Raw genomic sequence first — 22,759 nt, 5'->3', positions numbered from 1 at the left:
GCTAACGCCACTCGCCATTGGCGAAACGCCCGCCAGTCATGCTGCGGCGCCGCATTTGAGCAGACGCGGCAGCCGGCTATTCGAGCTCGGCGCCGCGCCGTTCGGGGATCAGGAACAATGTTGCGAGCACATCGAGCAGATAGATCGACGCGAGCGACAGCAGCGCGGCGCCAAACGAATAGCGCGCGGCCAGCGCGCCCACCGCGACCGGGCCAAAGCCGCCAACCGCCCGACCAACATTGAAGAGTACGTTCTGCGCGGTCGCACGCGCATCGGTGGGATAAAGCTCGGAAATCAACGCGCCGTAGCCGCCAATCATTCCGTTGACAAACACGCCCATCGCCGCGCCGCCGATCAGCAGTGCCGCCGGCGTTGTGAGATGCGCGTAGACGAAAACCATGACGACCGCCCCCGCCTGATAGAACAGAAAGGCAGGCTTGCGACCGAAACGATCAGCGGCGATGCCGAACAGCCAGATGCCGCACGCCATGCCGATCACTGTGGCCGCCGTCCACACGCCTGATTTCGTCAACGAATAGCCGAACGTCTTCGACAGATAGCTCGGCAGCCAGATCATCAGCCCGTAATAGCCGAAGTTCTGCACCGAGCATAGGATCGCCACACCGAGGCTCGCGCGCGCCGTGCGTGCGTCGGCTATCAGCAGTTTTAGCGGCAGCTTGCGCATGCCGCGCGCGACCCGCTCGGTGAAGAGCGGCGGCTCCTCGACGCGCCGCCGCACGAAGAACGACACCACGGCAGGCAACAGCCCGAGCGCGAACATGCCGCGCCAGCCGATAAGCGGCAACAGAAGCGGCGTCAGCAATGCGGCCGCCAGTACACCGAGTTGCCACCCAAGGCCCACATACGACGAGACTCGCGCGCGCTGCGACGCCGGCCACGCTTCGGCCACGAGTGTCATGCCGATACCGAACTCCCCGCCAAGCCCGATACCCGCAATAGTCCGGTAAGCGAGCAAGTCGGTGTAGCCTTGCGCGAGTGCGCACAGGCCGGTGAAAACCGCGAACACCAGGATGGTCCAGGTGAGCATGCGCACACGGCCCCAATAGTCACTCAGCACGCCGAAGATCAAACCACCAGCTACCGCGCCGATCAACGTCCACGTGACGAGTGAACCGGCCTGTGCGGAACTGAGGTGGAGGTCCGCCGCGATCACCGGCAGCATGAAACCGAGAATCAGCAGATCGAAGCCGTCCATCGCATAGCCGAGCACCGATGCAATCAACGCACGGGCGGCGTAACCGTTCCGGGTGGTGACGGGACTGTCGGCGGCAGAGGAAGCGGGCGTCATGGAAGCAATCCGAAGTTCGATGGGAGGCAGCGGCCGCCGGCGGCCGAGAAATTCGCGTGAGTGTAAAGGCGCGCAAAGCCGCTCACAAGCTAGCCAAAAAGCCAGTCGATCAAGCTTGAGATCGCGCCGTGACGCCAGGCAGAAAGCCGCGCCAAACCTTGCCGCCCAATGCCTGCCCGCGGGTTTCAACGCAGCGGCGGCCGTTGCGGTTCTGGGCCGCCGCGCCGACGGCCTCCTCGGAAGGGTCCGTTTCGGGTAAAATGTCGGCCTACGCGCGCAGCAAAAACCGGCCGGCATCCACTGGCTGGCTGCATATTCCGCCCAGTACGGCGCGGCATATCCCGCTTGCTGCGCCACCGGGCTTAGCGCCCGCTTCTCCCGCTCATACCCAAGGATCCGCCCATGACAGGCTTCGATCGCCAGACGATCTCCGACACCACCGCCAAGATGCTGCTTGAAGTACAGGCAGTGCATTTCAACGCGGAGAAACCGTACATTTTCACGTCCGGCTGGGCGAGCCCGGTTTATATCGATTGCCGCAAGCTGATTTCCTACCCGCGCGTTCGTCGCGGCCTGATGGAAATGGCGGAAAGCACCATTCTGCGCGACGTGGGTTACGAGCAGATCGACGCGGTGGCGGGCGGTGAAACTGCCGGCATTCCGTTCGCGGCGTGGCTGTCCGACCGCCTGATGGTGCCGATGCAATACGTGCGCAAGAAGCCGAAGGGCTTTGGCCGCAATGCGCAAATCGAAGGTTTGTTGACCGAAGGTCAGCGTGTGCTGCTCGTCGAAGATCTGACAACCGACAGCCGCAGCAAGATCAACTTCATCAACGCGCTGCGCACCGCGGGCGCGACGGTGAATCACTGCTTCGTGCTGTTCCACTACAACATCTTCAAAGAAAGCGTCTCGGTGCTGAAAGACATCGACGTCGATCTGCACGCGCTCGCTACGTGGTGGGACGTGCTGCGCGTCGCCAAGGAAAACAAGTACTTCGACTCGAAGACGCTCGACGAAGTCGAAAAATTCCTGCACGCACCGGCTGAGTGGTCGGCAGCGCACGGCGGCGCAACGTCAACGCCCCAGTAAGCGTCACTGCGCAATACCGCTCGAATAAAAAGGCCGCCTGTTTTTCACAGGCGGCCTTTATCTTTTTGCGGCAAAAAATAGCTGCGAATGGTTAAGGCGGGTCACCCCCATTTCCCGCCGAATGCGACGACAAATTCAGCAAGCCGTTGCTTTGCGCGTACTGGAACAACTCCGAATCGCGGTCAATGCCGAGCTTGCGCATCGCCGTGTTCTTCTGTGTACTGATCGTCTTGATGCTGCGATTCAGTTGCTCGGAGATCTCCTTGATGGTCATTCCCGACACGAAGAGCCGCACGACTTCAAGCTCGCGCCTCGATAACATCACCTCGTCGCTCTTGCCGCCGGCATTCATGCGCAACGCGTCGAGCGACGCCTTCACCGACGGGCTCATGTATTCGAGGTTGCGGCTTACGTGCTGCACCGCGAGTCCGATGTGGCTCAGATCGTCCGACTTGTTCACAACCGACGTCACGCCCAACTCTCGCAAGCGTTGCAGCAGCGCGGCATTCTCCAGCATCGTCAGTACGACGATGGGAACCTTGGCAAAGTTGCGGCGCAGGTATCCGATCAACGGCAAGCCGTCGCCGAACTGGCCCCCCGGCATGGCGAGGTCGGTTACGAGCACGTCGCACTCAACCGTTTGCAGCACTTTGATCAGTTCCGTCGACTGCCGCGCACGCGCGACCACCTGCATTCCGGGAAACTTGAGCAAAGCCTGTTCTGCGCCGAATAGGATTACTGGATGATCGTCGGCGATGACTACCTTGACTACGTCTTGCATTGCCCGTACCTCGACAGGAAAACCCCTCTCCAAAACTTCAGACATTCTTTTTATTCTTAATGTTTAACGCTACCTGATAGGACACGGGCTAGTGCACGCGAAAATTCTTCCGACTATAGCCCATTTTCAGGCCCGCAATCCGGTTGCGCACAACAACGATGATCGTAGAGCTAATGTTAGACTTGATTCGACCTTCGGGCACAAAATAGGGACAATAATCAGCGCAAGTCAGTCAGCTCGCGCCCTCGCAGCAACCTTGTGCTGCACAGGATCCGAGTAAGCGCTTTGCGTAACGTCGAGCAGGTGCCAAAGCGCCAGGCTCGCCGACAGCAACAGCCCCTCTGGTCGACACAGGAGAACCGGCACATGCACTTGCGTTGCCTGGTTGTTTCGTACGCTTCACCGTTTCGCCGCACGCCGTTCTTTGTCTGCGCCACACTGGGCCTCGCGCTCTGGCTTGCGCAGGGGCCACGCGCTTTCGCCCAAGGCGCATTCTCGCTGACCAGCGCCAGCTTCCGGGCCGGGGGCACAGTCAATACTCCGCAAGTTTTCGATCAGGGCGACTGCAAGGGCGGTAACCGCTCCCCGCAATTGACGTGGCGTGACGCGCCGCCCGGAACACGCGGTTTTGCCATCACCATGTTCGATCCCGATGCCCCCGGCCGCGGCTGGTGGCATTGGGCCGTCGCAGGCATCCCGGCGACTGTCGCGAGCCTGCCTGAGAACGCGAGCGCTTCCGGCTTCCTCAGGAAACTCGGCGCGGTGGAATCGCGCAACGACTTCGACACGGACGGCTATGGCGGCCCCTGCCCGCCGCCCGGCAAACCGCACCGCTACGTGATTACGGTCTATGCATTGAACACCGCGGACCTGCGCCTCGCGCAAGGCCGACCCGCACTGATGTTCGATCACGAGATCGGCACGGCGGCGCTCGGCAGCGCGAGGATGGTGGTGAATTACGGTCGGTAGCGCGGCGCACGTCGAAGGGTCCTGTCGGCCGGGAGCCCGATTGGCGTATGGCTTGCATGCGTATCCGACGTACCGTGTGCGTTCTGTGATCCGCGCGGGTTCATGTGCTTTCAGGCTGCACAGGTTGGCGTCACCAGCACTGCTTGGGACCGCCAACGCATCGGCATCGTGCGTCGTTCAATTCCTCTTCTTTGCGGGAGCGTCTTATGTCGAAGATCGTCATTGTTTATCACAGCGGCTACGGCCACACGAAGAAGGTCGCCGAGTCCGTGCTCGCCGGCACGCAGGAGGCGGGCGCAGAGGCAAAGCTCCTGCCGGTCGGCGACATCGACGAAGCTGCGTGGGCCGAACTCGCCGCCGCAGACGCGATCATCTTCGGCGCGCCGACGTACATGGGCGGACCGTCCGCCGACTTCAAGAAGTTCGCCGACGCGAGCTCAAAACCGTGGTTCGGCCAAACGTGGAAGGACAAGATCGCGGCCGGTTTCACCAACTCGGCGACGATGAACGGCGACAAGTTCCTGACCATCCAGTACTTCGTCACGCTCGCGATGCAGCACGGCATGATCTGGGTGGGTACCGGTTTGATGCCCTCCAATACCAAGGCCGCCACCCGCAACGACCTGAATTACGTCGGCGGTTCGACCGGCGTGCTCACGCAATCTCCGGCGGATGCTTCGCCGGAAGAGGCGCCGCCTGAAGGCGATCTGGAAACGGCGCGCCTGTTCGGCGCACGCGTCGCGCAGGTGACAGCCCGCTGGATATCCGCCGCCGGCTAATACTTCGCGTTGGCCGGTTGGTCGCGCGGTGCCTGCCTGCTACGCCGCGCCTGCGTCATGCCGCTGTCACCTTCAGCGAGCATCGTCGTTTTTCTGCTGTTTTTGCGCCCATTTCCAGCGCTTTCGCACGCGCGCGGCGATGAGGTTTTAAAATGGCGTTTTCGCGCGGCCTAGCGCGCCGTTTTCAAAGAAGCCAGTGAGATCGAGATGAGCACGAAAGTTTTTGTCGACGGACAGGAAGGCACGACCGGCCTGAAGATTTTTGAGTACCTGTCGCAGCGCGCCGACGTGGAAATTTTGCGCATCGACGAAGCGAAGCGCAAAGATCTCGAGGAGCGCCGCCGCCTCATCAACGCGTCGGACGTGACGTTTCTGTGCCTGCCCGACGTTGCATCACGCGAATCGGCTTCGCTGGTTGAGAACGAGCGCACGGTTCTGATCGATGCCAGCACCGCGTTCCGCACGTCCGCAGACTGGGCTTATGGGCTGCCGGAACTTGCCCGTTCGCAGCGCGAGCGCCTGCGCACAGCCAAGCGTATCGCCGTTCCCGGCTGTCACGCATCGGCTTTTGTGCTGGCCATGCGCCCGCTCGTGGAAGCGGGCGTGGTCGCGCCTGACTTCGACGCGCACGCTTATTCCATCACCGGCTACAGCGGCGGCGGCAAAAAAATGATCGCCGACTACGAAGCCGGCGGTAACGCGAAGCTCAAGAGCCCGCGTCCTTATGCGCTGGGTCTCACGCACAAGCATCTGCCGGAAATGGCGGCGCACACCGGGCTGACGTCGGCGCCGATCTTTACGCCGATCGTCGGCGACTTTTACAAGGGTCTCGCGGTCACCACCTACTTCTCGCCGCGCCAGTTGGCCAGGAAGACCACACCGCAACAGGTGCAGGCGCACCTCGCCGAGTACTACGCGGATGAAGCGTTCGTGCGCGTCGCGCCGTTCGATGCGGAAGCGAATCTCGACAGCGGTTTTTTCGACGTTCAGGCGAACAACGACACGAACCGCGTCGATCTGTTCGTGTTTGGCACGGCGGAGCGCTTTGTAACCGTGGCTCGCCTCGACAACCTGGGCAAGGGCGCTTCGGGCGCGGCAATTCAATGCATGAATCTGGCAATCGGCGCGGCTGAGGAAAGCGGGTTGAAACGCTGACAAGGTTATATAGCCCGCATCGAATTGCCGTTTGTCAGCTTTGCGAAAGCCGGTCTCAAGAGACCGGTTTTTTTGTTTTAAAAACACCTTCGCCGAAACATTTATTTACACTTATTCGCAGGTAACTCCCGCTATTTGAAACTGTTTAATCGAGAGCTCCATTTCTTCGGGTAACTCTTCCCCCGCTCTTCACTCTATCAGCATAGTTTGCCGCATAGGGAAACTCCGGATTTTTTGTCGAACGATCGTTCGCAGATCATAGAAACGATTTTGCTCCGAGGCTTATTTGGTAAGGGTGTGCCGCCGAGCAACGAAGCGCCGTTTCGCGTCCAACTCACGTCTTTGTTTAAAAGCGCCGCTTGCGCCCACTCACTGTGTGCATAGCCAAAATGCCCTTGTTTGAATCGGCTTTTTTAGACGGCTCATTCAATTGACAGCCGTTAATCGCGCAGCGAAATTAGCTCGCACAAATACATGAAGGGAGACAACAGTATGGCGGACGCCATTATTCGAGGCTTGGCAATGGCTATTGCCACGACGCCTTTACTAATAGCTTGCGGCGGCAGCAAAGCCGATAATCCCGGCCCGATCAACTCGCCGCAATGCTCGGGTTCCAGTTGCGGCGTGCAGGGCCCGCCTCCTTCGAACGGCACTGCGGCTGCGCTCTGTCCCGCCACCGCGGACATCGTCAAAAGCACGTTCCTCGGCGGGGCCGGCAGCGGCGAGGTGGTGCAGATCAATATCGACGCCACTGCGATGACCTACACGCTCAAGTGGCTCGAGTCGCCGATTCCACTGCGCACCGGCACGGTCACGCCCACGCGCGCCGGCACCCAGATCGCCGGCGCGGTGATTCACCCGCCCACCGGCACGCTGCCGACCGCGGAGCAAACGCGCTGCGCGTTCATCCTCGGCGCGGGCACCGGCACGGCGGCCGGCGACGCCCAGCCCTACACGACGCCCGGCTTCGCCAACAATCCAAATCCGCCGATGATCTTCGTCGGCCAAGGCGTGGCGGGCGGGGGCATTCCAGGCGCGACGGTCGAGTTCGACGGATTGTCGATTCCCCTCATCGGCTCGGGCATTGGCGCGGTGCCGAACCGGCATTTCGACTTTTACCCGTTCCTCGGCTTCGCGAGCACGACCACCGACATCACGAAACTGCCGGGCACCTACAACGGCCTGCTGTACCACCTGGCACCGTCAGGCAACTACTCGACGGTCGCGACCAACACCGTCGAAACGTTCGACGCAAGCGGCACCTGCACGAGCAGCAACACGGCCAATCCGAATTACTCGCCCAATGCCGGCGGCTGCCTGACCACCGGCAACCCGTTGACGCTCAACAGCAACGGCTACTTCGACAGCCAGCAGGCGCCGCAGATCGTGCAGCAGTTTCAACTCCCGCTGGTCGGCGCGACCGGCAAGTCGGGGACCGCGCACATGATTCTCGGCCAGGTGAACGGCGCGACCGTGCCGCTCGTCGTGCGCACCGGCTACATCAACCTGGGGACGGCGCCGCTTCATCTCGACGCCAAGGTCGACGACGAGTCCGGTATCGCGATGCTCGCCGCAGCGACGCCGCTCGCATCCGGCGGCTTCGACGGTGGCTACGTCGGCGCCGATTCGAACTTCAAGTACACGGCGACGCTGATCCAGGGCGCGGTCGGCACGTTCATCAACCCGAGCACTTCGGCGGGCGAAAGCGGCTTCGGCCTCGGCTACGGATTGCCAAGCCCCGGACTCGTCGGCGTGCAGGACACCAACGGCAAGACCGGCCTCGCGATCGCCTCCGGCGGCTTATACGCGATCGAGATCCAGGGCGCGGAGAACAACGGCATCGCATCGACGTCGGCGAACGCGGACACGCCAAGCACGCCGTACTTCGGCATAGGAGCGCAAATCAGCAAGTAGCGGGAAAGCAAACCCAGTTGGCAGGACGAGACATAAAAGAGCAAGCGGTGGCTGGACTGGGAGCCGGCCACCTACAACGAAAAAATTCTGGAGGCGGTATGAAATGGAGATTCCTGTCGGTGCTCGCACTCGCGGCACCGTTACTGGCGGCATGCGGCGGTGGCGGCGGCGGCGACGGACCAATGACGGAAGTTCGACTGTGCCCCGCGTCGCTCGACTACAGCACGGTGTACACAGGCGGCGGCGGTGACGGCGAACTGGTCAAACTGCAACTCGACACCGCAAAGATGACGTGGCAGGTGACCTACGTCGAATCTCCGATTCCCGCGACCACCGGCACCGTCGTGCCAACGCGTGCGGGTCAGGTCGCGAGCGGCACACTGACCCAGGAAACGCTGCTGCCGACCAACAAGCTGAACCAGTGCGCGTTCCGCCTGAACGGCGCGAGCCTCGATCCGAACCGGCCGGCACGGATCTTCGTCGGCGAGGGCGTTGCGGGCGGCACCATTCCCGGTGCAGAAATTTCATTCGGCGGCATTCTCGGCGTCGGCGCCGTGCCGGACACCAAGTTCCCCTACTACCCGTTCATCGGGTTTTCGTCGATCGAAACTGACCTCACGAAAGTGGCCGGCACCTACAACCAGCTCGGCTACCACCAGGTGCCGTCGCAAAATTTCGCGCCCGTTGCCGTGGATACGAAAATCACGATCAACGCCGACGGTACGTGGACCGAGTGCGACAACTCCGGCGTCAACGCGGGCAAATGCCAGCAGCCAGGCAGTAACTTCACGCCGGCTGCCGACGGCAGCGGCGCATTCCAGACCAATAACTTCCAGGGACAGGCGAAGCCCACGCTCGCCACCACGCCGAAAGCTCGCGGTTACATGATCGTCGGCAGGCTGCGCAACCAGTTGGTGCCGATTCTCGTGCGCACCGGCGCGGCGAACTCGTCGGTCACGGTGCCGCAAAACGGCGCGCTTGGACCGTACGCGGACGACGAATCGGGCATCTCGATTCTCTCGCCGCAGAGCCCGATAGCGGTCAACTCGCAGAACGGCGAGTACATCGGCGTAGATAGCCAGTTCGACTATCGCACGACCGCACTGGCAGGCACTCAGGCGACGCTGCTCGATCCGTTCAACGCGTCGCAGGCCTCGCTTGCTACCGCGCTGAATCTCGACTTCACGCAAACAGTGCCGGGCGTAGTCACGACGACGCATGTCGGCGCATCCACGGGCAATACGGCGACCGGAAAGATGATTTTCACGGGCGGCGTATTCGGCTACCTGGATCTGACCAACGCGGCCTCGCCGTACTTCACGATCGGCGCCTTCGTTCAGTAACGGACACGCCCGCGCCGTCAATACGCAATGGCCTTTGCGCCGAGGTCGCCGCCCGCTCCTGCAGCGCGGCGGCCCGGTTAGCGACGATCATGCGCGCTGGCCTTGCGGCCTGCGCCATCGCTCGACGCGCGCCTCGCGCCTGACGAGCGCCCTAGAGGAGCAACAACATGAAAAAAATCTATCTCGCGATGCTGGTCGCGTGCCTGTCCGCCAGTGCGCGCGCACAACATGCGGGCGACAACGTAGCCGCGCTCGGCTGGTTCCACGTCATGCCGCAGGATTCGAGCACGCCGCTGACCACCCATGTCGCGCCCACGCCGATCAACACGCCGCTACGGTTGCCAAGTTCGTTCACCTCGGAAGGCACGAGTCTGTCGACGAACAACGCCGACACGGTCGGCCTTGTGTTCAGCCATTACCTGACCGATCACATTGCCGTGACGACGGTGGCGGGCGTGCCGCCTGTGTTCAAGATCTATGGGCACGGCACGATCAAGCCGCCGGGACCGGCCGGCGCGCTCGGCCAGCAGGACATCGGCGATCCGCAGGTGAATCCGATCGTCAAGAGCGTGCGCCAATGGAGCCCGGCGCTGCTCTTCCAGTACTACTTCAATGCGCCGACTGCCAGGTTCAGGCCGTTTGTGGGGGTCGGCGTGTCGTACAACTGGTTCTCGGACATTCAGCTGAGCCCGAACTTCGTGCAATCGACGCAGGAAAACCTGGGCGCCATTCTCGCGGCCGGCGCGGGCAAGCCGTGCAAAACACAGGTGTCGGCGAAGGCTTCGTCCTCGTGGGCGCCGGTTTTCAACGCGGGCCTCGCGTACAACATCACGGAACATTGGGGCCTGGTGGCCTCCGTGACCTACATTCCGCTGAAGACGACGTCGTCGGTCATCATCAAAGCCGCGGACGGCACGGAACTGGGCGTCTCGAAAGCCGAGCTCAAGGCTGACCCGATCATCTCGTTCCTCGCGGTCTCGTATAAGTTCTAAAAGAAGCGACGCGCGACCGAGGCGGCCCACCGCGTGCGGAGAGCCGGCTTTTTGCTTGTGTGGACAGAGGAAATTCGAGGCAAAAAAAAGCCCGCCTAAGTTGGCGGGCTGAATCCATATCAGAGGAGACATGGAGGAGACAAGACAAACTATAGCAAAAGGTTTGGTGCGACGCAACATCAAAATCAGGGTTGTCCCCTCTTGTTGCAGTTTTGCCACATGTGCTTGAGCGTGCCCGAAGTGCCGCCGTCAGTGCCGGACTAACGCCATCATCGCGCCAAAGCCAACGAAAACGCCGCCCGTCAGGCGATTGAACATGCGCGCGACATTGCGGCTCTTCAGACGGCTGCCGATGCGCGTGCCGAATCCGGCGTAGACGAAATACCAGCTCACCTCGAGAACGGCGAACGTCGCCACCAGAATGCCGAACTGCGGCAGCTTGGGCAGCGAGGCGTCGATGAATTGCGGCAGCAGCGCCGCTGCGAACAGAATCGCCTTCGGATTGCTGCCCGACACCAGAAAACCGTTGCGAAACAGCGCGAAAGGCGAGCGGACTGGTTTCGCGGCCCGGTCGTCGGCACTGGTCGCAGCCTCGGTGCCCGCGGTTTCGTCAGCGGGCGCGCGCCACGCCTTGATACCCAGATACACCAGATACGCCGCGCCCATAAAACGCAGCGCGTTGAAGAGAGCCGGCCACGCTTCCAGAAACACGCCGAGCCCCGCCGCCGACACCGCCAGCATCAGCACCAGCGCCGACAGACATCCCGCCATGGTAGCGCCTGTACGGCGCAGGCCGTGGCGGGCGCCGTGCGTCATGACGAGCAACATGTTCGGGCCCGGAATGGCGCACACGACAAAGACAGTGGCAGCAAACAGCCACCAGGTATGCAAACTCATGGCATCACCGCGAAAAGGTTGGGCAACTATTATGAACGTGAAGCGGCACCGCTCGCGCGCGCCGAGTTCGTCAACGGCCGGCGCGGCGGGCCGCCACCTGGCCCAGCACCGCAAAATCTTTCTCGCCGTCGCCATGCGCGACTGCCTCCAGCAGGCTGTCCCGGACGACGCTCGCGATTGGCAGCGGGGTCGTGACTGCGTCGGCTGCGGCAAGTGCAAGCCGCAAGTCCTTCAGCCCCAGACGCGCCTTGAAGAGCGCCGGTTCGTAGCTCTGCTCCGCGATCATCTTGCCGTAGCCCGCGTAGACCGGGCCGGGGAAAATCCCGCTCGTGATCACGTCGAGGAAATCCTGGACCGCAAGTCCATGCCCCGACACCAGCGCGGCAGCTTCGCCCAGCGTCTCGACCGCCGCGCCAAGCATGAAATTGGCGGCAAGCTTGATGACGTTCGCCTGTTGCGGCAGCGAACCGATGCGCCAGGTCTTCTGCCCGATTGCGTCGAAAACGGGCTGCACGCGATCGATCGACTCCGCAGGCCCGCCGGCCACGATCGTCAGTTTGCCGGCGGCGGCCACGTCCGGCCTGCCGAGCACCGGTGCGGCAACGTAATTGACGCCGCGCGACGCATGCGCGGTCGCGAGTTCTTCGGCGAGCGCCACTGAGATCGTCGCCATGTTCACGTGAATCAGGCCGCGCGGCGCATGCTCCAGCAGCGATGCCGTCACGACCTCGCGCAAGGCGGCGTCGTCGGCGAGCATTGAAAACACGGCGTCGCCGGTGAACGCTTCGGCGGGCGTCGCGACGATTCTCGCGCCTGCGTCTACGAGAAGCTGCGCGCGTTCTGGCGAGCGGTTCCATACACGTACCTGATGTCCTGCTTTCAGGATGTTTGCAACCATCGCGGCGCCCATCTCGCCGAGACCGATAAAACCGATGTCCATCTGAGGCTCCGTCTTCTGAAGAACTGGAAGTAAAGCACACCCGTGGGACATATGCAGGAAAACGACGCAACGGCGGCACGCAACCGGGCGTGTCACTGCGGCACGCAACGGCGCACGGTGCGATACTTCTGCGATGGTCACCGCGACTTTCCGCTTCTATGAGGAGCTGAACGATTTTCTCGCCCGGCCGCTGCGCCGGCGAGCGTTCGCTTACGCATGCGCGCGCGACGCCACGACGAAACACGCAATCGAAGCGCTCGGCGTACCGCACACCGAAGTGGAACTGATCCTCGTGAATGGCGAGTCGGTGGGATTCAATCATCCTGTCGCCGAGGGCGACCGCGTCGCCGTCTATCCGAAATTCGAAGCACTCGACATCCGCCCGCTGCTGCGAGTGCGCGAACGGCCGCTGCGCGTAGTGCGCTTCATCGCCGACGCACATCTTGGCGGCCTTGCGCCGCTGCTGCGCCTGGCGGGATTCGATACGCTCTACGACAACCACTATCCCGACGCGGATATCGAAGCACTCGCCGCCGCCGAGAACCGCATCGTCCTCACCCGCGACCGCGAGCTATTGAAGCGCCGCTCGATCACGCATGGCTGCTACGTCCGCACGCTCCGTCCGCGCGAGCAATTGCGCGAAGTGTTCGAACGGCTGGATCTGGCGGGCAGCGCGCAGCCGTTCCGTCTATGTCTGATGTGCAACGCACCGCTGCGGCGCATTCCACGCGACGAAGTCGGCGACCGCGCGCCCGACGGCGTGCTGCAGCGGCATAACCAGTTTGTCACTTGCGACGTGTGCCGCCGCGTGTTCTGGGAAGGCACGCACTGGCAAAGAATGCGCGCGCTGATGGACAGCGTGGCCGCAGCGCCGGTCGACGCCGACGCCCGCGATGCAGGTGCGTCGGCCGCCTCGCCTTGACGCGCAACGCCGTTCGCTCGCGCGACGCAACGCGCGGTGCGTACAATGCGGGATTACTTATCTGGCAGAGGCCTGACGTATGGCGATGAAAAAGACCGACCTTGAAAAGAACAAGGCACTCAAGCTGAACAATGCAATGAAGCAGTCCACTGCCGAACGCTTCGGCAAGGCTTCGGCTGCGGAGCCGAAACTGGATCGCCGGGAGCAGCGCAAACTGGACCAGGCGCAAGGTCTCGTCGCGTTCGCATGCAAGCTGAACGGCGATCTGGTTGCCGAGCTGAAAGAACGCGCCGCGACGCATCCAGAAGGGATGACCGGACTGCTGAACGAAGTGATCAAACGCGGCCTAGCGGGCTAAACACCGCTAACGCGAATGCGCGGCGCGGTATGCGAGCGCGCTCGGCGAAGATCGCTGGGAATCGCCGGGACTCGCGACAACCGCGACCGGAATGCAAAAAGGCCAGAGCAGAAGCTCTGGCCTTTTTGCTTGCGACGCGTGCATCGAACCCGCATGACAAGCGCCGACCGTGCGGCGCGTGCAGCAGGCGAAGCGGCTCGCCTGACGAAGGGCGCCAGCTTAGTTCTGCGTGCCCTTGTCGTTCGTGCCGGCAGCCGACGCTGCTGCAGCAACCGGAGCGCGCTTGCCGTGCGTCTTCAGCTTCTTCACGTGATGCTTCTTCGGTGCGCTTGCTGCAGCGGCCGGAGCGGCTGCGTCCGATGCTTGTGCGAAAGCTTGAACCGAAACCAGCGCGATCGATGCTGCTGCGAGCGAGACGATAACTTTTTTCATGTGTTGTTCCCCAAACCTCAACGACTGAGTCAGTGTGAATGAAATAACTGCGCGGTGAAGCAGGGAGCGCTGCAGGCGCCTTACCGCTTCCCGCGGGAGAGTATTACCTGGCGTAGGCGGTTTGTCATGCGCAAAACGGGATATGTATTTTCCGGGAGACAGCCAGCTTTCGAGCCGCTTTCGCTCGTAAACAGCCGATATCAGGGATATCCCTTAGGCCTTTCTACACCAGGTTGCGCAGCAGGCTAGCGGTCTCGAGCAGCGTCGGCAAAACGCGGTGCAGCGCCGCGTTCGCCGACTCCTGACCGATCGGCATGCTCACGCTAATCGCTGCGACGACCGTGCCGTTCCGGTCGCGCAGCGGCACGGCGACGCCGCGAACACCGAGTTCCAGTTGCTGGTCCGTAACCACATAACCGTTGCGCCGGATCTCGCCGAGCACTTCGCGCAGCCGTTCGATGGTGGAGTACGTGTGCGGCGTGAACACCTTGATCGGGTACGACGCGAGCCATTGTTCGATGTTCTCCGGCGCCTGGAACGCCAGCAACACCAATCCCGCGGACGATAACGGCGCCGGCGCGCGCGAGCCGAGTACGAAGCCGACCGCCATCGCCCGGTTCACACCGTTACGGGCGACGTAGACAACGTCGTGTTCGTCGAGAATCGCGACGAGCGCGGTCTCCTGGAGCGTCGCCGTAATCCGTTGAAGGAACGGCTGCACCGTGCGCGGCAAGCGCGCGGAGTCGAGATAGGACTGCCCTAGCCGCAACACGCGTGGCGCGAGCCAGAAGAGTTTGCCATCGGTGTCGACGTAGCCGAGTTCGCGCAGCGTCAGCAAATAGCGACGCGCCGCCGTGCGCGACAGACCGGCGCGTCCGGCTACCGCGGTCGGCGTCATGCGTGCGTGCTCTTCGTCGAATGCCTCGATGATCGCGAGCGCCTTCGCGGCACCGGCGATCCAGTCTTTGTCGTCCATCGGGTTGCCTGGGATTCGGGCTACGAGCGAAAGCTCTGCTGGCGGCTCATTTCTGTCTACGCCGCTGGCGCCCTTCGTCGCGTGATTGTGCCCGAAGCCGCCTCACTCTTGCGCGATTGGCGCGCGGGGGTCGTTGGATCAGACGAAGGGAAGCCTTGCGGTTGCATGAATCGGTGTTTCAACGAACACCGGAGCGTGCGATAAACACAGTGGAAAAAGCAGCACGGCTGGGCGCGCCGTCAAGCGGCGCGTGGATGTGCGTAAAGGTGCCTGGCATCCCCGGTGGGCGGAAATACGCACCAGCAGCCGTCGTCGTGACGGAAGAAGAACAGAGCGCGCGAGCCGGATTCCGCCGATGTCTCCACGCGCACGTAGCGTCGGCCGCCAACGCGGGTACGACTGAATTCGGTGACGTGCACGGCCGCAGACGGAGCGGGCGCCAACCATTTCTCGACGAGAAAACGCAACGACTGTTCGCTCGAGGCTCTCATGATCCGCTCCGGGCAGGCTTGGTATCGCGAACCTCGCGGGTCGTGTCGGCGCTTTCGTTGCCTTCGTCGCGTTCGTGACTCTCTTCCAGCCCCGCATCGCGCTCGGCCGATGCGATCGCGATTTCCCGATTGGTGGCCGCCGCCCGCAACGTGCTGCAATGGGCAGCATGCCTGATATCCGATAGAAGACGAACCAACTGTCGTGCTGTTCTGCGTTTCATCCGACACCCCCGCACTGCACCAAGAACCTCATAAACCACTTTAACTCTATGCCCGGGTCGGGCATTTACCAACCTGTTTTGGCTAAATAGCAACGGTCGCGCTGCAAAAAGAGACACGCAAGCTTCGTTCCGTCTGCCTTAGTTTGCGCGCGACGGTGCGTGCGATCTGTACGCTCGCGAGCCCTCAGTTGCAATGAGGCCGCCACTCGCGCGCGCCTGATGTGGCTGCGCGCTTCACTACTTATCCACAGCGGCCTTTGCATAACGTCGGGATACCGCATGGAACAGCCTGTGCGCGAAATCTTGATAAGACGGAGAGGACGTCGCCGGCGTGAAAAGTTATCCCGGCCTTGTAGATTTTCTACAGAAAAGAGCCCCACGGTTATCGCGACCGCATTACTTTGATCTGACGGAAGAAATCGCGGTTATCCACAGACAGGACTAACCCTTGTTAACTACTACTACATGCGTATACCTCTTAAGTAAAAGCCTAGGAGAACTGCGGCTGCGCGCTGGTTTTTCGGGCTGTAACCGTACTGAGCGGCGACAGCCCGACGACTTATCCGGTGTCACTCAGCGTACTAAGGCGGCTTCGCTCGCCGGTTGCACAGAAGCGGCCTTGCCGATCGGGTCGGCGACGTCAGGCGAAGGCGAAGGGGTAGGCGCCGCTGCCTCGACCGGCACCGGCAACAGATGTGTCTCAATACGGTCGTTGACGACAGGCTGAGTGCGCACCACGGTCTGCAGATAGTGGCCGACGAGACCAAAGAAACGGTCGTAGAACTTGCCCGATGGAATTGTCTCGCTGGAGATCTTCACCATCGCGTCGCTGTTCGAGCGGATTGGCAGTGACAGCGAACCCAGCACGCTCAATCCGACACTTGCAGACGTATCGCTCTTTTTCAAAGCGAAGCCGTTCTGCACGGCGTTCACATAGACGATGCTGCTACTGCTCGCCTCTTCGCCCGGCGTGCATACCACGTGAAATTCGACGACCACGTGCGTGTCGCCGGTAGGCTGGAAGTTCTTCGTGCCGTCGACGGTATCGTTGCGGGTCATCGTCGTCAGATAGCCCTGGCTCAACAAGGCTCGACGCGCAGCTTCGCATGTGTCCGTGACGCTCGAGTTGAAATTGCGCGCATAGGGGCTCGCGCCGGTTTCGAATAGCTCTTGCTGGAATTTGGGCGTCGGCGCGCTGGTGCAGGCGGCGAGAATCAGCAGGCCGCACAGCGAGGCCGCAGTGGTCTTTAGAAGCGAGGTGGACATGGTCAATCAGAAACGCTGCGTGAATGCGAAAGAAATCGCACAGGAAACGCATTGTAGAGCGGTTGTCGCCGGTGCGTAAAAAGCGTGCAGCGAATCGGCCGACGCGCGACTTGCGCCGTCTTTCACCGTGCATCCAGCGATGCTGACGACCGTCGCCCCGCGCAATGAGGCTGCGGCAAAGAAGAGTGGACGTTCAGTTGGATGTCGCGGGAAGTGCCGCCGACGTTACCGCCCTGCTTGGGCCCGCGCCGGCAGCACTGGACGCCGGAACAGTGAACGCATCGGACCAGTTGCCGGATGGCGGGCAACCGTCGGTCGTGCGCGCGTCGCAGGAGACCGTTCGGCCGTCGGGATTTTTGGCTGAGTCTTGAGGTGTTGCGACGCCGGCAAAATCGCCCGCACGCATGCTGACTTTTTGCGCGTAGGCTTGCGAGCCGCCGTAGCTCTTGAGCGCGGCGTTCATATCGCCGTTAGCCAAGCGCATGTAGCCGTACAGAATCGCGGAGCCGGCTTCGATATTGGCCGTCGGTTCGGTGAGATCCTTCACGTTTCTCAAAAGCCCGCGATGAGCGCTCGGCACGACCTGCATCAGCCCAGTCGCGCCGTTGGCGCCCTTGGCCTTTTCCTTGAAGCGCGACTCGATCGAGATAATCGCCAGCAGTAGCGCGGGCGGTAACGAGTATTTCGATGCGGCGGATTGCACGGCATCGGATATCTTTGCCGCCTTCTCCTTGGCGAGGCCGAATTTCTGCGTCAGATAGACGGACATGCGGTCGCCGTTCTCCTCAGCCAGCGCCGATTGGGCGAGGCCGAGCGAAAGCAGTATCAGGCAAAGTAACCGACTCATGGCATAGGTCTGAGGAAAAAGTCTGCGCATTATAACCCTGCCTCGAAAATAGGCATCGGTCGGCTAAACGCAGGCTCTCGGGTGCAGACGGTGCCTAGAGAGCATGTATCTCGTCGCTGTACGTGTCGGCGGTCCGACTGCACACTGTGTGTCTAGCAGTAGAAGGTGCTTCGTTAGTTGCAACTAGCGACACCTGTGTGCTCCTCTCCGCGCACGTTGGAACGTGAAACAGCCTCGCTTCCGCGGATTTGAGACAATGACGGTCGCCGGCGATCTTCCGTCCGCGACAATCGCAGGTTAATCGAACACGAGATGTCCTCAGCATGAGCAAGACCGCATTTATTCCCAGCGTCCCCGCAGCATCGGAGGACGATTTCGAAATATCGGCGAAGTCCAAGCTAGCGGGCTACCGGCGTTTCTACGGCGTATTGAAAGTCGTTCGAACGACCGACGGCCGTGTGCTGTTCCCGTTCGATGGCGCACCGGAGCTCGGCCCGTATCCAACGAAGCTGGAGGCAGTCGCGGCCGCGCAGGTCTACGGTGAACACATCGCGTTGTCCGACCTCGCCCGGCCAGAGCTGTGAGTCCAAACGGGGCAGTGACGAGCCTCGCAGGTAGCCATCAAGGGCAGACGCTGTACAAACGAAAAAGCGCCGGCTATATAGCCGGCGCTTTTGTCTGGTGCGCTATCTAAATCTACAACAACAACAAAGCCCCCAGGCAAACCCTCTTACTCCACCGTCACCGACTTCGCCAGGTTCCGCGGCTTATCCACGTCGGTGCCACGCGCGCAAGCCGTGTGATACGCCAGCAACTGCAGCGGCACCACGTGCAGAATCGGCGACAACAGACCGTAGTGCTCCGGCATCCGGATTACATGGATACCCTCGTCGTTGACGATCTTCGTATCCGCGTCGGCGAAAACATATAGCTGGCCGCCACGCGCACGCACTTCCTGGATATTCGACTTGAGCTTCTCGAGCAACGCGTCGTTTGGTGCGACGGTCACGACGGGCATTGCCTCGGTGACGAGGGCAAGCGGTCCATGCTTCAGTTCGCCAGCCGGATAAGCCTCGGCGTGAATGTAGGAAATTTCCTTCAGCTTCAATGCACCTTCGAGCGCGATCGGGTAATGCATGCCGCGGCCGAGGAATAGCGCGTGCTCCTTACGCGAAAACTCTTCCGACCACGCGATGATCTGCGGCTCGAGCGCCAGCACGCTGTTTAACGCCGCGGGCAAATGGCGAAGCTGCCGCAAGTATTCGGCTTCCTGCTCCGCGCTCACGCGCCCGCGCTGTTTCGCGAGCGTGACGGCCAGCACGAACAGCGCGACCAGTTGCGTCGTGAAGGCCTTGGTCGACGCAACGCCGATCTCGCGGCCCGCATGCGTGAGGAACGCCAATTCCGTTTGGCGCACCATCGCGCTGGTGCCGACGTTACACACGGCGAGCGTATGCCGATGCCCAAGCGCTTGCGCATGCTTTAGCGCTGCAAGCGTGTCCGCGGTTTCGCCGGACTGCGATATGACGACCACGAGCGACCTGGGATTAGGCACCGACTCGCGGTAGCGATACTCGCTGGCAATTTCCACCTGCGTCGGGATCTTGGCGATCGACTCGAGCCAGTATTTCGCGGTGAGCCCCGAGTAGTAGCTCGTGCCGCACGCGAGGATCAGCAGATTGTCGATATCCGCGAACACGTTCCCGGCACTTTCGCCGAACAGCGAGGCTTCGAACGAATCCGATTGCGGGATCGTGTCGGAGATCGCGCGCGGCTGCTCGAAGATCTCCTTTTGCATGAAGTGACGGTACGGGCCAAGTTCCACCGCGCCGCCGTATGCCGCGACCTGACGCACCTCGCGGCGCACTTCGTTGCCCTCGCGGTCGGCGATACGCACGCCCTCGAGCGTCAATTCGCAGACATCGCCTTCTTCAAGAAAAATGAAGCGCTCCGTGCTGCCCGCGAGCGCAAGCGCGTCGGACGCAAGGAAGTTCTCGCCTTCGCCGAGTCCCACCACGAGCGGCGAGCCCTGCCGCGCGCCCACCACGGTGTGCGGCTGGTCCTTATGCAGCACGGCGATCGCGTAGGCGCCGTGCAGTTGCGCGACCGCTTCGCGCACAGCGGCAAACAGATCGCCCCGATAAAGGCTGTGAATCAGATGCGCGATAACCTCTGTGTCGGTCTGCGAGACGAACGTGTAACCCTTGTCACGCAATGCTTCCCGCAGCGATTCGTAGTTTTCGATAATGCCATTGTGTACCAACGCGAGCGCATCTTTCGAAAAGATCGGGTGAGCGTTGTCGGTGACCGGCGCGCCATGCGTGGCCCAGCGCGTATGGGCAATACCGGTGATGCCGCCCAGGTGGCTGTCGCGTACCTGATCGTCGAGATCGGCGACGCGCGCCACGCTGCGAGCGCGCGCCGGGCCGCCTTCGCCCAGCACGGCCACGCCGCATGAGTCGTAGCCGCGATATTCGAGGCGCCGCAGTCCTTCGATCAGGACGGGGACGATATTACGTTGCGCTGCCGCGCCAACAATGCCGCACATGGTCTGTTCCTCGTTAAGTGCTGGAAGCTTGCAGGGCGCACGTCGCCCCGCGGCCGTTCCATCAACTCTTCTTTTTAGTCGGGCGTACGTAGCCCGTCTTGCTTGTTTGCGTCTTGTCGTTCAGGACCAGCGAGTCCGCCTCGACGTCCTTCCAGACGGTGGTGCCCGCCGCGATCGTCGCGCCCCGCTTCACACGCACCGGCGCAACCAGTTGCGTGTCTGAACCGACGAAAACGTCGTCTTCGATGATCGTGCGGAATTTGTTCGCGCCATCGTAATTGCACGTGATGGTGCCCGCGCCGATGTTCACTCGCGCGCCGATATCCGAGTCGCCGATATACGTGAGGTGATTGGCTTTCGAGCCACGACCGAGCACCGCGTTTTTCACCTCGACGAAATTGCCGACATGCGATTCGTCGTGCAACGACGCGCCCGGGCGCAACCGCGCATAAGGCCCCAGCACGACATTCGCGCCGACTTCCGCGCCTTCGATATGCGTGAACGCATCGACCCGCGTACCCGCGCCGATGGTCGCGTTGCGGATCACGCAGTTCGGCCCGACCGTCACGTTATCAGCCAGCGTTACGCGACCCTCGAACACGCAGTTCACGTCGATCGACACGTCGCGGCCGCACTCCAGCGTGCCGCGCACGTCCACGCGCGCCGGATCGGCAAGCGTCACGCCGGACACGAGCAGTGCGTCAGCCACGTTGCGCTGATGAATGCGTTCCAGCTCGGCAAGCTGCTGCTTGCTGTTCACGCCCAAGGTTTCCCATTCGTCCTGAGGCTGCGTGGTGACGACTTCGAGGCCCGCTTCGATTGCCATTTCGACCGCGTCGGTCAGATAGAACTCGCCTTGCGCGTTGTCGTTCTTCAGCGCGGCGAGCCAACCCGCAAGACGCTCGGTGGGCGCAACGATAATGCCCGTGTTGATCTCGGCAATCAGAAGCTGGTCGGCGTTCGCGTCTTTCTGCTCGACGATGCGGGACACCTTGCCCTGCGAATCGCGCACGATGCGGCCGTAGCCGCTCGGGTCGGCAAGCGTCACCGTGAGGACGCCGTAGCCATGCTGGCCGGCGCGTTCTACCAGCGCACGCAGCGTGTTTGCACGCGTGAGCGGCACGTCGCCGTAGAGCACGAGCGTGGGCACGGACGGATCGAGAAGCGGCAAAGCCTGCTGCACCGCGTGGCCCGTTCCGAGTTGCTGTTCCTGCACGGCGAACTGCACGTCGGGCGCGGCAACGGTTTCTCGGACCAATTCCGCGCCATGACCGATCACCACGACGAGCCGCGTGGGCTTCAGTATGCGTGCAGTCTCGATGACATGAGCGAGGAGCGGCCGGCCGGCCAGGGGATGGAGCACCTTGGGAAGCGCGGACCGCATGCGCTTGCCGGTGCCTGCCGCCAAAATCACGATGTTCATGGCGTCGGCATATAGACGGAGTTTGGAGCCGTCGATTCTATCACGCACGCTCTTGTCAAAATGACCGCGAAAGCGGCCATTTTGCGAGCGAAAGACCGCTCACAGACGCCTTTTTTGCGAGCCTTCGAATCAAAGATCGTCGAACTGGACGATCGAGATTGGCCGCGCGGCGCCAAGCGGCGCGCCATTATCGGCGTCGGTCGAGCAAGGTTCTTCGTCGAACGCGATGTCGCCTTGCGGATCGGCCTCGCCGGTCGCGCGCAGGCCCGCGAACGGAAACAGCTTGTGATCCATCAAGTGCGACGGCACGACATTCGACAACGCGTTGAACATATTCTCGATGCGCCCCGGAAAGCGCTTTTCCCAATCGCGAATCAGCGCCTTCATCTCAGCGCGTTTCAGATTCGGCTGGCTGCCGCACAGATTGCACGGAATGATCGGAAATTCGCGCAATTGCGCGTACTTTTCCAGATCGGTTTCCTTCACGTAGGCGAGCGGACGGATCACGATGTTCTTGCCATCGTCCGATTGCAGCTTGGGCGGCATGCCCTTCAGCTTGCCGCCGTAGAACATGTTCAGCAGCAACGTTTGCAGAATGTCGTCGCGATGATGGCCGAGCGCGATTTTGGTCGCGCCCAGTTCGCCCGCCACACGATAGAGAATGCCGCGCCGCAGCCGCGAACACAGCGAGCAGGTGGTCTTGCCCTCGGGCACGAGCCGCTTGACGATGCTATACGTGTCCTGATTTTCGATGTGAAACGGTATGTCGAGCTGCGTCAGATACTCGGGCAACACGTGCTCGGGAAAGCCGGGCTGCTTCTGGTCCAGATTCACCGCAACGATGTCGAAGTTGATCGGTGCGCGTTCGCGCAGCCGCATCAGCACGTCGAGCATTGCATAGCTGTCCTTGCCGCCCGACAGGCAGACCATCACCTTGTCGCCATCCTCGATCATGTTGAAGTCGCCGATCGCCTCGCCGACCTGGCGCGCAAGCCGCTTGAAGAGCTTGTTGTTCTCGTACGCTTCCTTCTGCTCGCGGCGCGTGAGGGGCGACTTCTGACGGGTCGCGGGCGTGGTGTCGTCAATGATTTCCGGAGCATTCATGGC

23 protein-coding genes are annotated in these 22,759 nt (G+C 62.0%); 10 read left to right on the top strand and 13 right to left on the bottom strand.

What is annotated here, in order from left to right; genetic code table 11:
* Positions 1-76 precede the first annotated feature (76 nt).
* On the bottom strand, positions 77-1,309 hold the full coding sequence (locus BCA01S_RS11710; RefSeq protein ID WP_027777040.1) for an MFS transporter: 1,233 nt from the start codon (positions 1,307-1,309) through the stop codon (positions 77-79).
* 402 nt (positions 1,310-1,711) lie between these two features.
* Here BCA01S_RS11710 and BCA01S_RS11705 point away from each other — a divergent pair, with 402 nt between their 5' ends.
* Entirely contained in the window at positions 1,712-2,398 is a 687-nt protein-coding gene (locus BCA01S_RS11705; protein ID WP_020070827.1) for an orotate phosphoribosyltransferase, read from the top strand.
* A gap of 91 nt (positions 2,399-2,489) precedes the next feature.
* On the opposite strand, the gene BCA01S_RS11700 is transcribed toward BCA01S_RS11705, so the two are convergent.
* A complete protein-coding gene (locus tag BCA01S_RS11700) occupies positions 2,490-3,179 on the bottom strand; it encodes a response regulator (protein WP_027777039.1) in 690 nt (229 codons plus the stop codon).
* Positions 3,180-3,545: 366 nt separating this feature from the next.
* Here BCA01S_RS11700 and BCA01S_RS11695 point away from each other — a divergent pair, with 366 nt between their 5' ends.
* The 6 genes from BCA01S_RS11695 to BCA01S_RS11665 all read left to right on the top strand — a co-directional run bounded on the left by BCA01S_RS11695 (position 3,546) and on the right by BCA01S_RS11665 (position 10,331).
* Positions 3,546-4,148 carry a YbhB/YbcL family Raf kinase inhibitor-like protein gene (locus BCA01S_RS11695; RefSeq protein ID WP_042318417.1) on the top strand — a complete coding sequence of 201 codons (603 nt, stop codon included), beginning with the start codon at positions 3,546-3,548 and terminating at the stop codon, positions 4,146-4,148.
* A 206-nt stretch (positions 4,149-4,354) separates the two neighbouring features.
* Positions 4,355-4,927: a flavodoxin family protein gene (locus BCA01S_RS11690; protein ID WP_027777037.1), complete on the top strand. Its 573-nt coding sequence runs from the start codon at positions 4,355-4,357 to the stop codon at positions 4,925-4,927.
* A 207-nt stretch (positions 4,928-5,134) separates the two neighbouring features.
* Positions 5,135-6,082, top strand: coding sequence for an N-acetyl-gamma-glutamyl-phosphate reductase (gene argC / locus BCA01S_RS11680; protein WP_027777036.1), 948 nt, complete (start codon positions 5,135-5,137; stop codon positions 6,080-6,082).
* Positions 6,083-6,574: 492 nt separating this feature from the next.
* Positions 6,575-7,996: a DUF2957 domain-containing protein gene (locus tag BCA01S_RS11675; protein ID WP_027777035.1), complete on the top strand. Its 1,422-nt coding sequence runs from the start codon at positions 6,575-6,577 to the stop codon at positions 7,994-7,996.
* A 98-nt stretch (positions 7,997-8,094) separates the two neighbouring features.
* The gene (locus tag BCA01S_RS11670) at positions 8,095-9,339 is read left to right on the top strand and encodes a DUF2957 domain-containing protein (protein WP_027777034.1); all 1,245 of its coding nucleotides are present in this window, start codon (positions 8,095-8,097) and stop codon (positions 9,337-9,339) included.
* Between the two features lie 167 nt (positions 9,340-9,506).
* Complete coding sequence (locus BCA01S_RS11665; protein WP_027777033.1) at positions 9,507-10,331, top strand: OmpW/AlkL family protein; 825 nt, start codon at positions 9,507-9,509, stop codon at positions 10,329-10,331.
* Positions 10,332-10,580: 249 nt separating this feature from the next.
* Here BCA01S_RS11665 and BCA01S_RS11660 read toward each other — a convergent pair whose 3' ends face one another.
* Both BCA01S_RS11660 and BCA01S_RS11655 read right to left on the bottom strand, forming a co-directional pair.
* Entirely contained in the window at positions 10,581-11,228 is a 648-nt protein-coding gene (locus BCA01S_RS11660) for a LysE family translocator (protein WP_027777032.1), read from the bottom strand.
* A 70-nt stretch (positions 11,229-11,298) separates the two neighbouring features.
* A complete protein-coding gene (locus tag BCA01S_RS11655; protein WP_027777031.1) occupies positions 11,299-12,168 on the bottom strand; it encodes an NAD(P)-dependent oxidoreductase in 870 nt (289 codons plus the stop codon).
* A 133-nt stretch (positions 12,169-12,301) separates the two neighbouring features.
* On the opposite strand from BCA01S_RS11655, the gene BCA01S_RS11650 reads away from it, so the two are divergent.
* The gene (locus tag BCA01S_RS11650; RefSeq protein WP_027777030.1) at positions 12,302-13,090 is read left to right on the top strand and encodes a Mut7-C RNAse domain-containing protein; all 789 of its coding nucleotides are present in this window, start codon (positions 12,302-12,304) and stop codon (positions 13,088-13,090) included.
* A 79-nt stretch (positions 13,091-13,169) separates the two neighbouring features.
* Positions 13,170-13,448 (top strand): hypothetical protein, encoded by a 279-nt coding sequence (locus tag BCA01S_RS11645; protein ID WP_020070816.1) that lies wholly within the window; start codon positions 13,170-13,172, stop codon positions 13,446-13,448.
* Between the two features lie 219 nt (positions 13,449-13,667).
* On the opposite strand, the gene BCA01S_RS11640 is transcribed toward BCA01S_RS11645, so the two are convergent.
* The 6 genes from BCA01S_RS11640 to BCA01S_RS11610 all read right to left on the bottom strand — a co-directional run bounded on the left by BCA01S_RS11640 (position 13,668) and on the right by BCA01S_RS11610 (position 17,681).
* Positions 13,668-13,880, bottom strand: coding sequence for a hypothetical protein (locus tag BCA01S_RS11640; RefSeq protein WP_020070814.1), 213 nt, complete (start codon positions 13,878-13,880; stop codon positions 13,668-13,670).
* 223 nt (positions 13,881-14,103) lie between these two features.
* Positions 14,104-14,856: an IclR family transcriptional regulator domain-containing protein gene (locus tag BCA01S_RS11635; RefSeq protein ID WP_027777029.1), complete on the bottom strand. Its 753-nt coding sequence runs from the start codon at positions 14,854-14,856 to the stop codon at positions 14,104-14,106.
* Positions 14,857-15,095: 239 nt separating this feature from the next.
* The gene (locus BCA01S_RS11630) at positions 15,096-15,347 is read right to left on the bottom strand and encodes a hypothetical protein (RefSeq protein WP_027777028.1); all 252 of its coding nucleotides are present in this window, start codon (positions 15,345-15,347) and stop codon (positions 15,096-15,098) included.
* Positions 15,344-15,568 carry a hypothetical protein gene (locus BCA01S_RS37950; protein WP_110405386.1) on the bottom strand — a complete coding sequence of 75 codons (225 nt, stop codon included), beginning with the start codon at positions 15,566-15,568 and terminating at the stop codon, positions 15,344-15,346. Before BCA01S_RS37950 ends, BCA01S_RS11630 begins: the two co-directional genes overlap by 4 nt.
* Before the next feature lie 573 nt (positions 15,569-16,141).
* Positions 16,142-16,834: a DUF2242 domain-containing protein gene (locus tag BCA01S_RS11620; protein ID WP_027777027.1), complete on the bottom strand. Its 693-nt coding sequence runs from the start codon at positions 16,832-16,834 to the stop codon at positions 16,142-16,144.
* Between the two features lie 193 nt (positions 16,835-17,027).
* A complete protein-coding gene (locus tag BCA01S_RS11610) occupies positions 17,028-17,681 on the bottom strand; it encodes a lytic transglycosylase domain-containing protein (protein WP_027777026.1) in 654 nt (217 codons plus the stop codon).
* Positions 17,682-18,004: 323 nt separating this feature from the next.
* Here BCA01S_RS11610 and BCA01S_RS11605 point away from each other — a divergent pair, with 323 nt between their 5' ends.
* Positions 18,005-18,265, top strand: a complete 261-nt coding sequence (locus BCA01S_RS11605; RefSeq protein ID WP_027777025.1) for a DUF6723 family protein — start codon at positions 18,005-18,007, stop codon at positions 18,263-18,265.
* A gap of 146 nt (positions 18,266-18,411) precedes the next feature.
* On the opposite strand, the gene glmS is transcribed toward BCA01S_RS11605, so the two are convergent.
* The 3 genes from glmS to ttcA all read right to left on the bottom strand — a co-directional run bounded on the left by glmS (position 18,412) and on the right by ttcA (position 22,756).
* Entirely contained in the window at positions 18,412-20,229 is a 1,818-nt protein-coding gene (gene glmS, locus BCA01S_RS11600) for a glutamine--fructose-6-phosphate transaminase (isomerizing) (protein WP_027777024.1), read from the bottom strand.
* A 61-nt stretch (positions 20,230-20,290) separates the two neighbouring features.
* On the bottom strand, positions 20,291-21,652 hold the full coding sequence (gene glmU, locus BCA01S_RS11595; protein WP_027777023.1) for a bifunctional UDP-N-acetylglucosamine diphosphorylase/glucosamine-1-phosphate N-acetyltransferase GlmU: 1,362 nt from the start codon (positions 21,650-21,652) through the stop codon (positions 20,291-20,293).
* 129 nt (positions 21,653-21,781) lie between these two features.
* Entirely contained in the window at positions 21,782-22,756 is a 975-nt protein-coding gene (gene ttcA / locus BCA01S_RS11590; protein WP_027777022.1) for a tRNA 2-thiocytidine(32) synthetase TtcA, read from the bottom strand.
* Positions 22,757-22,759 lie beyond the last annotated feature (3 nt).

It is taken from the genome of Paraburkholderia caledonica NBRC 102488, from assembly GCF_000685095.1.
GTDB classification, from domain to species: domain Bacteria; phylum Pseudomonadota; class Gammaproteobacteria; order Burkholderiales; family Burkholderiaceae; genus Paraburkholderia; species Paraburkholderia caledonica.
This window is presented reverse-complemented; position numbering and strand designations above follow the sequence as displayed.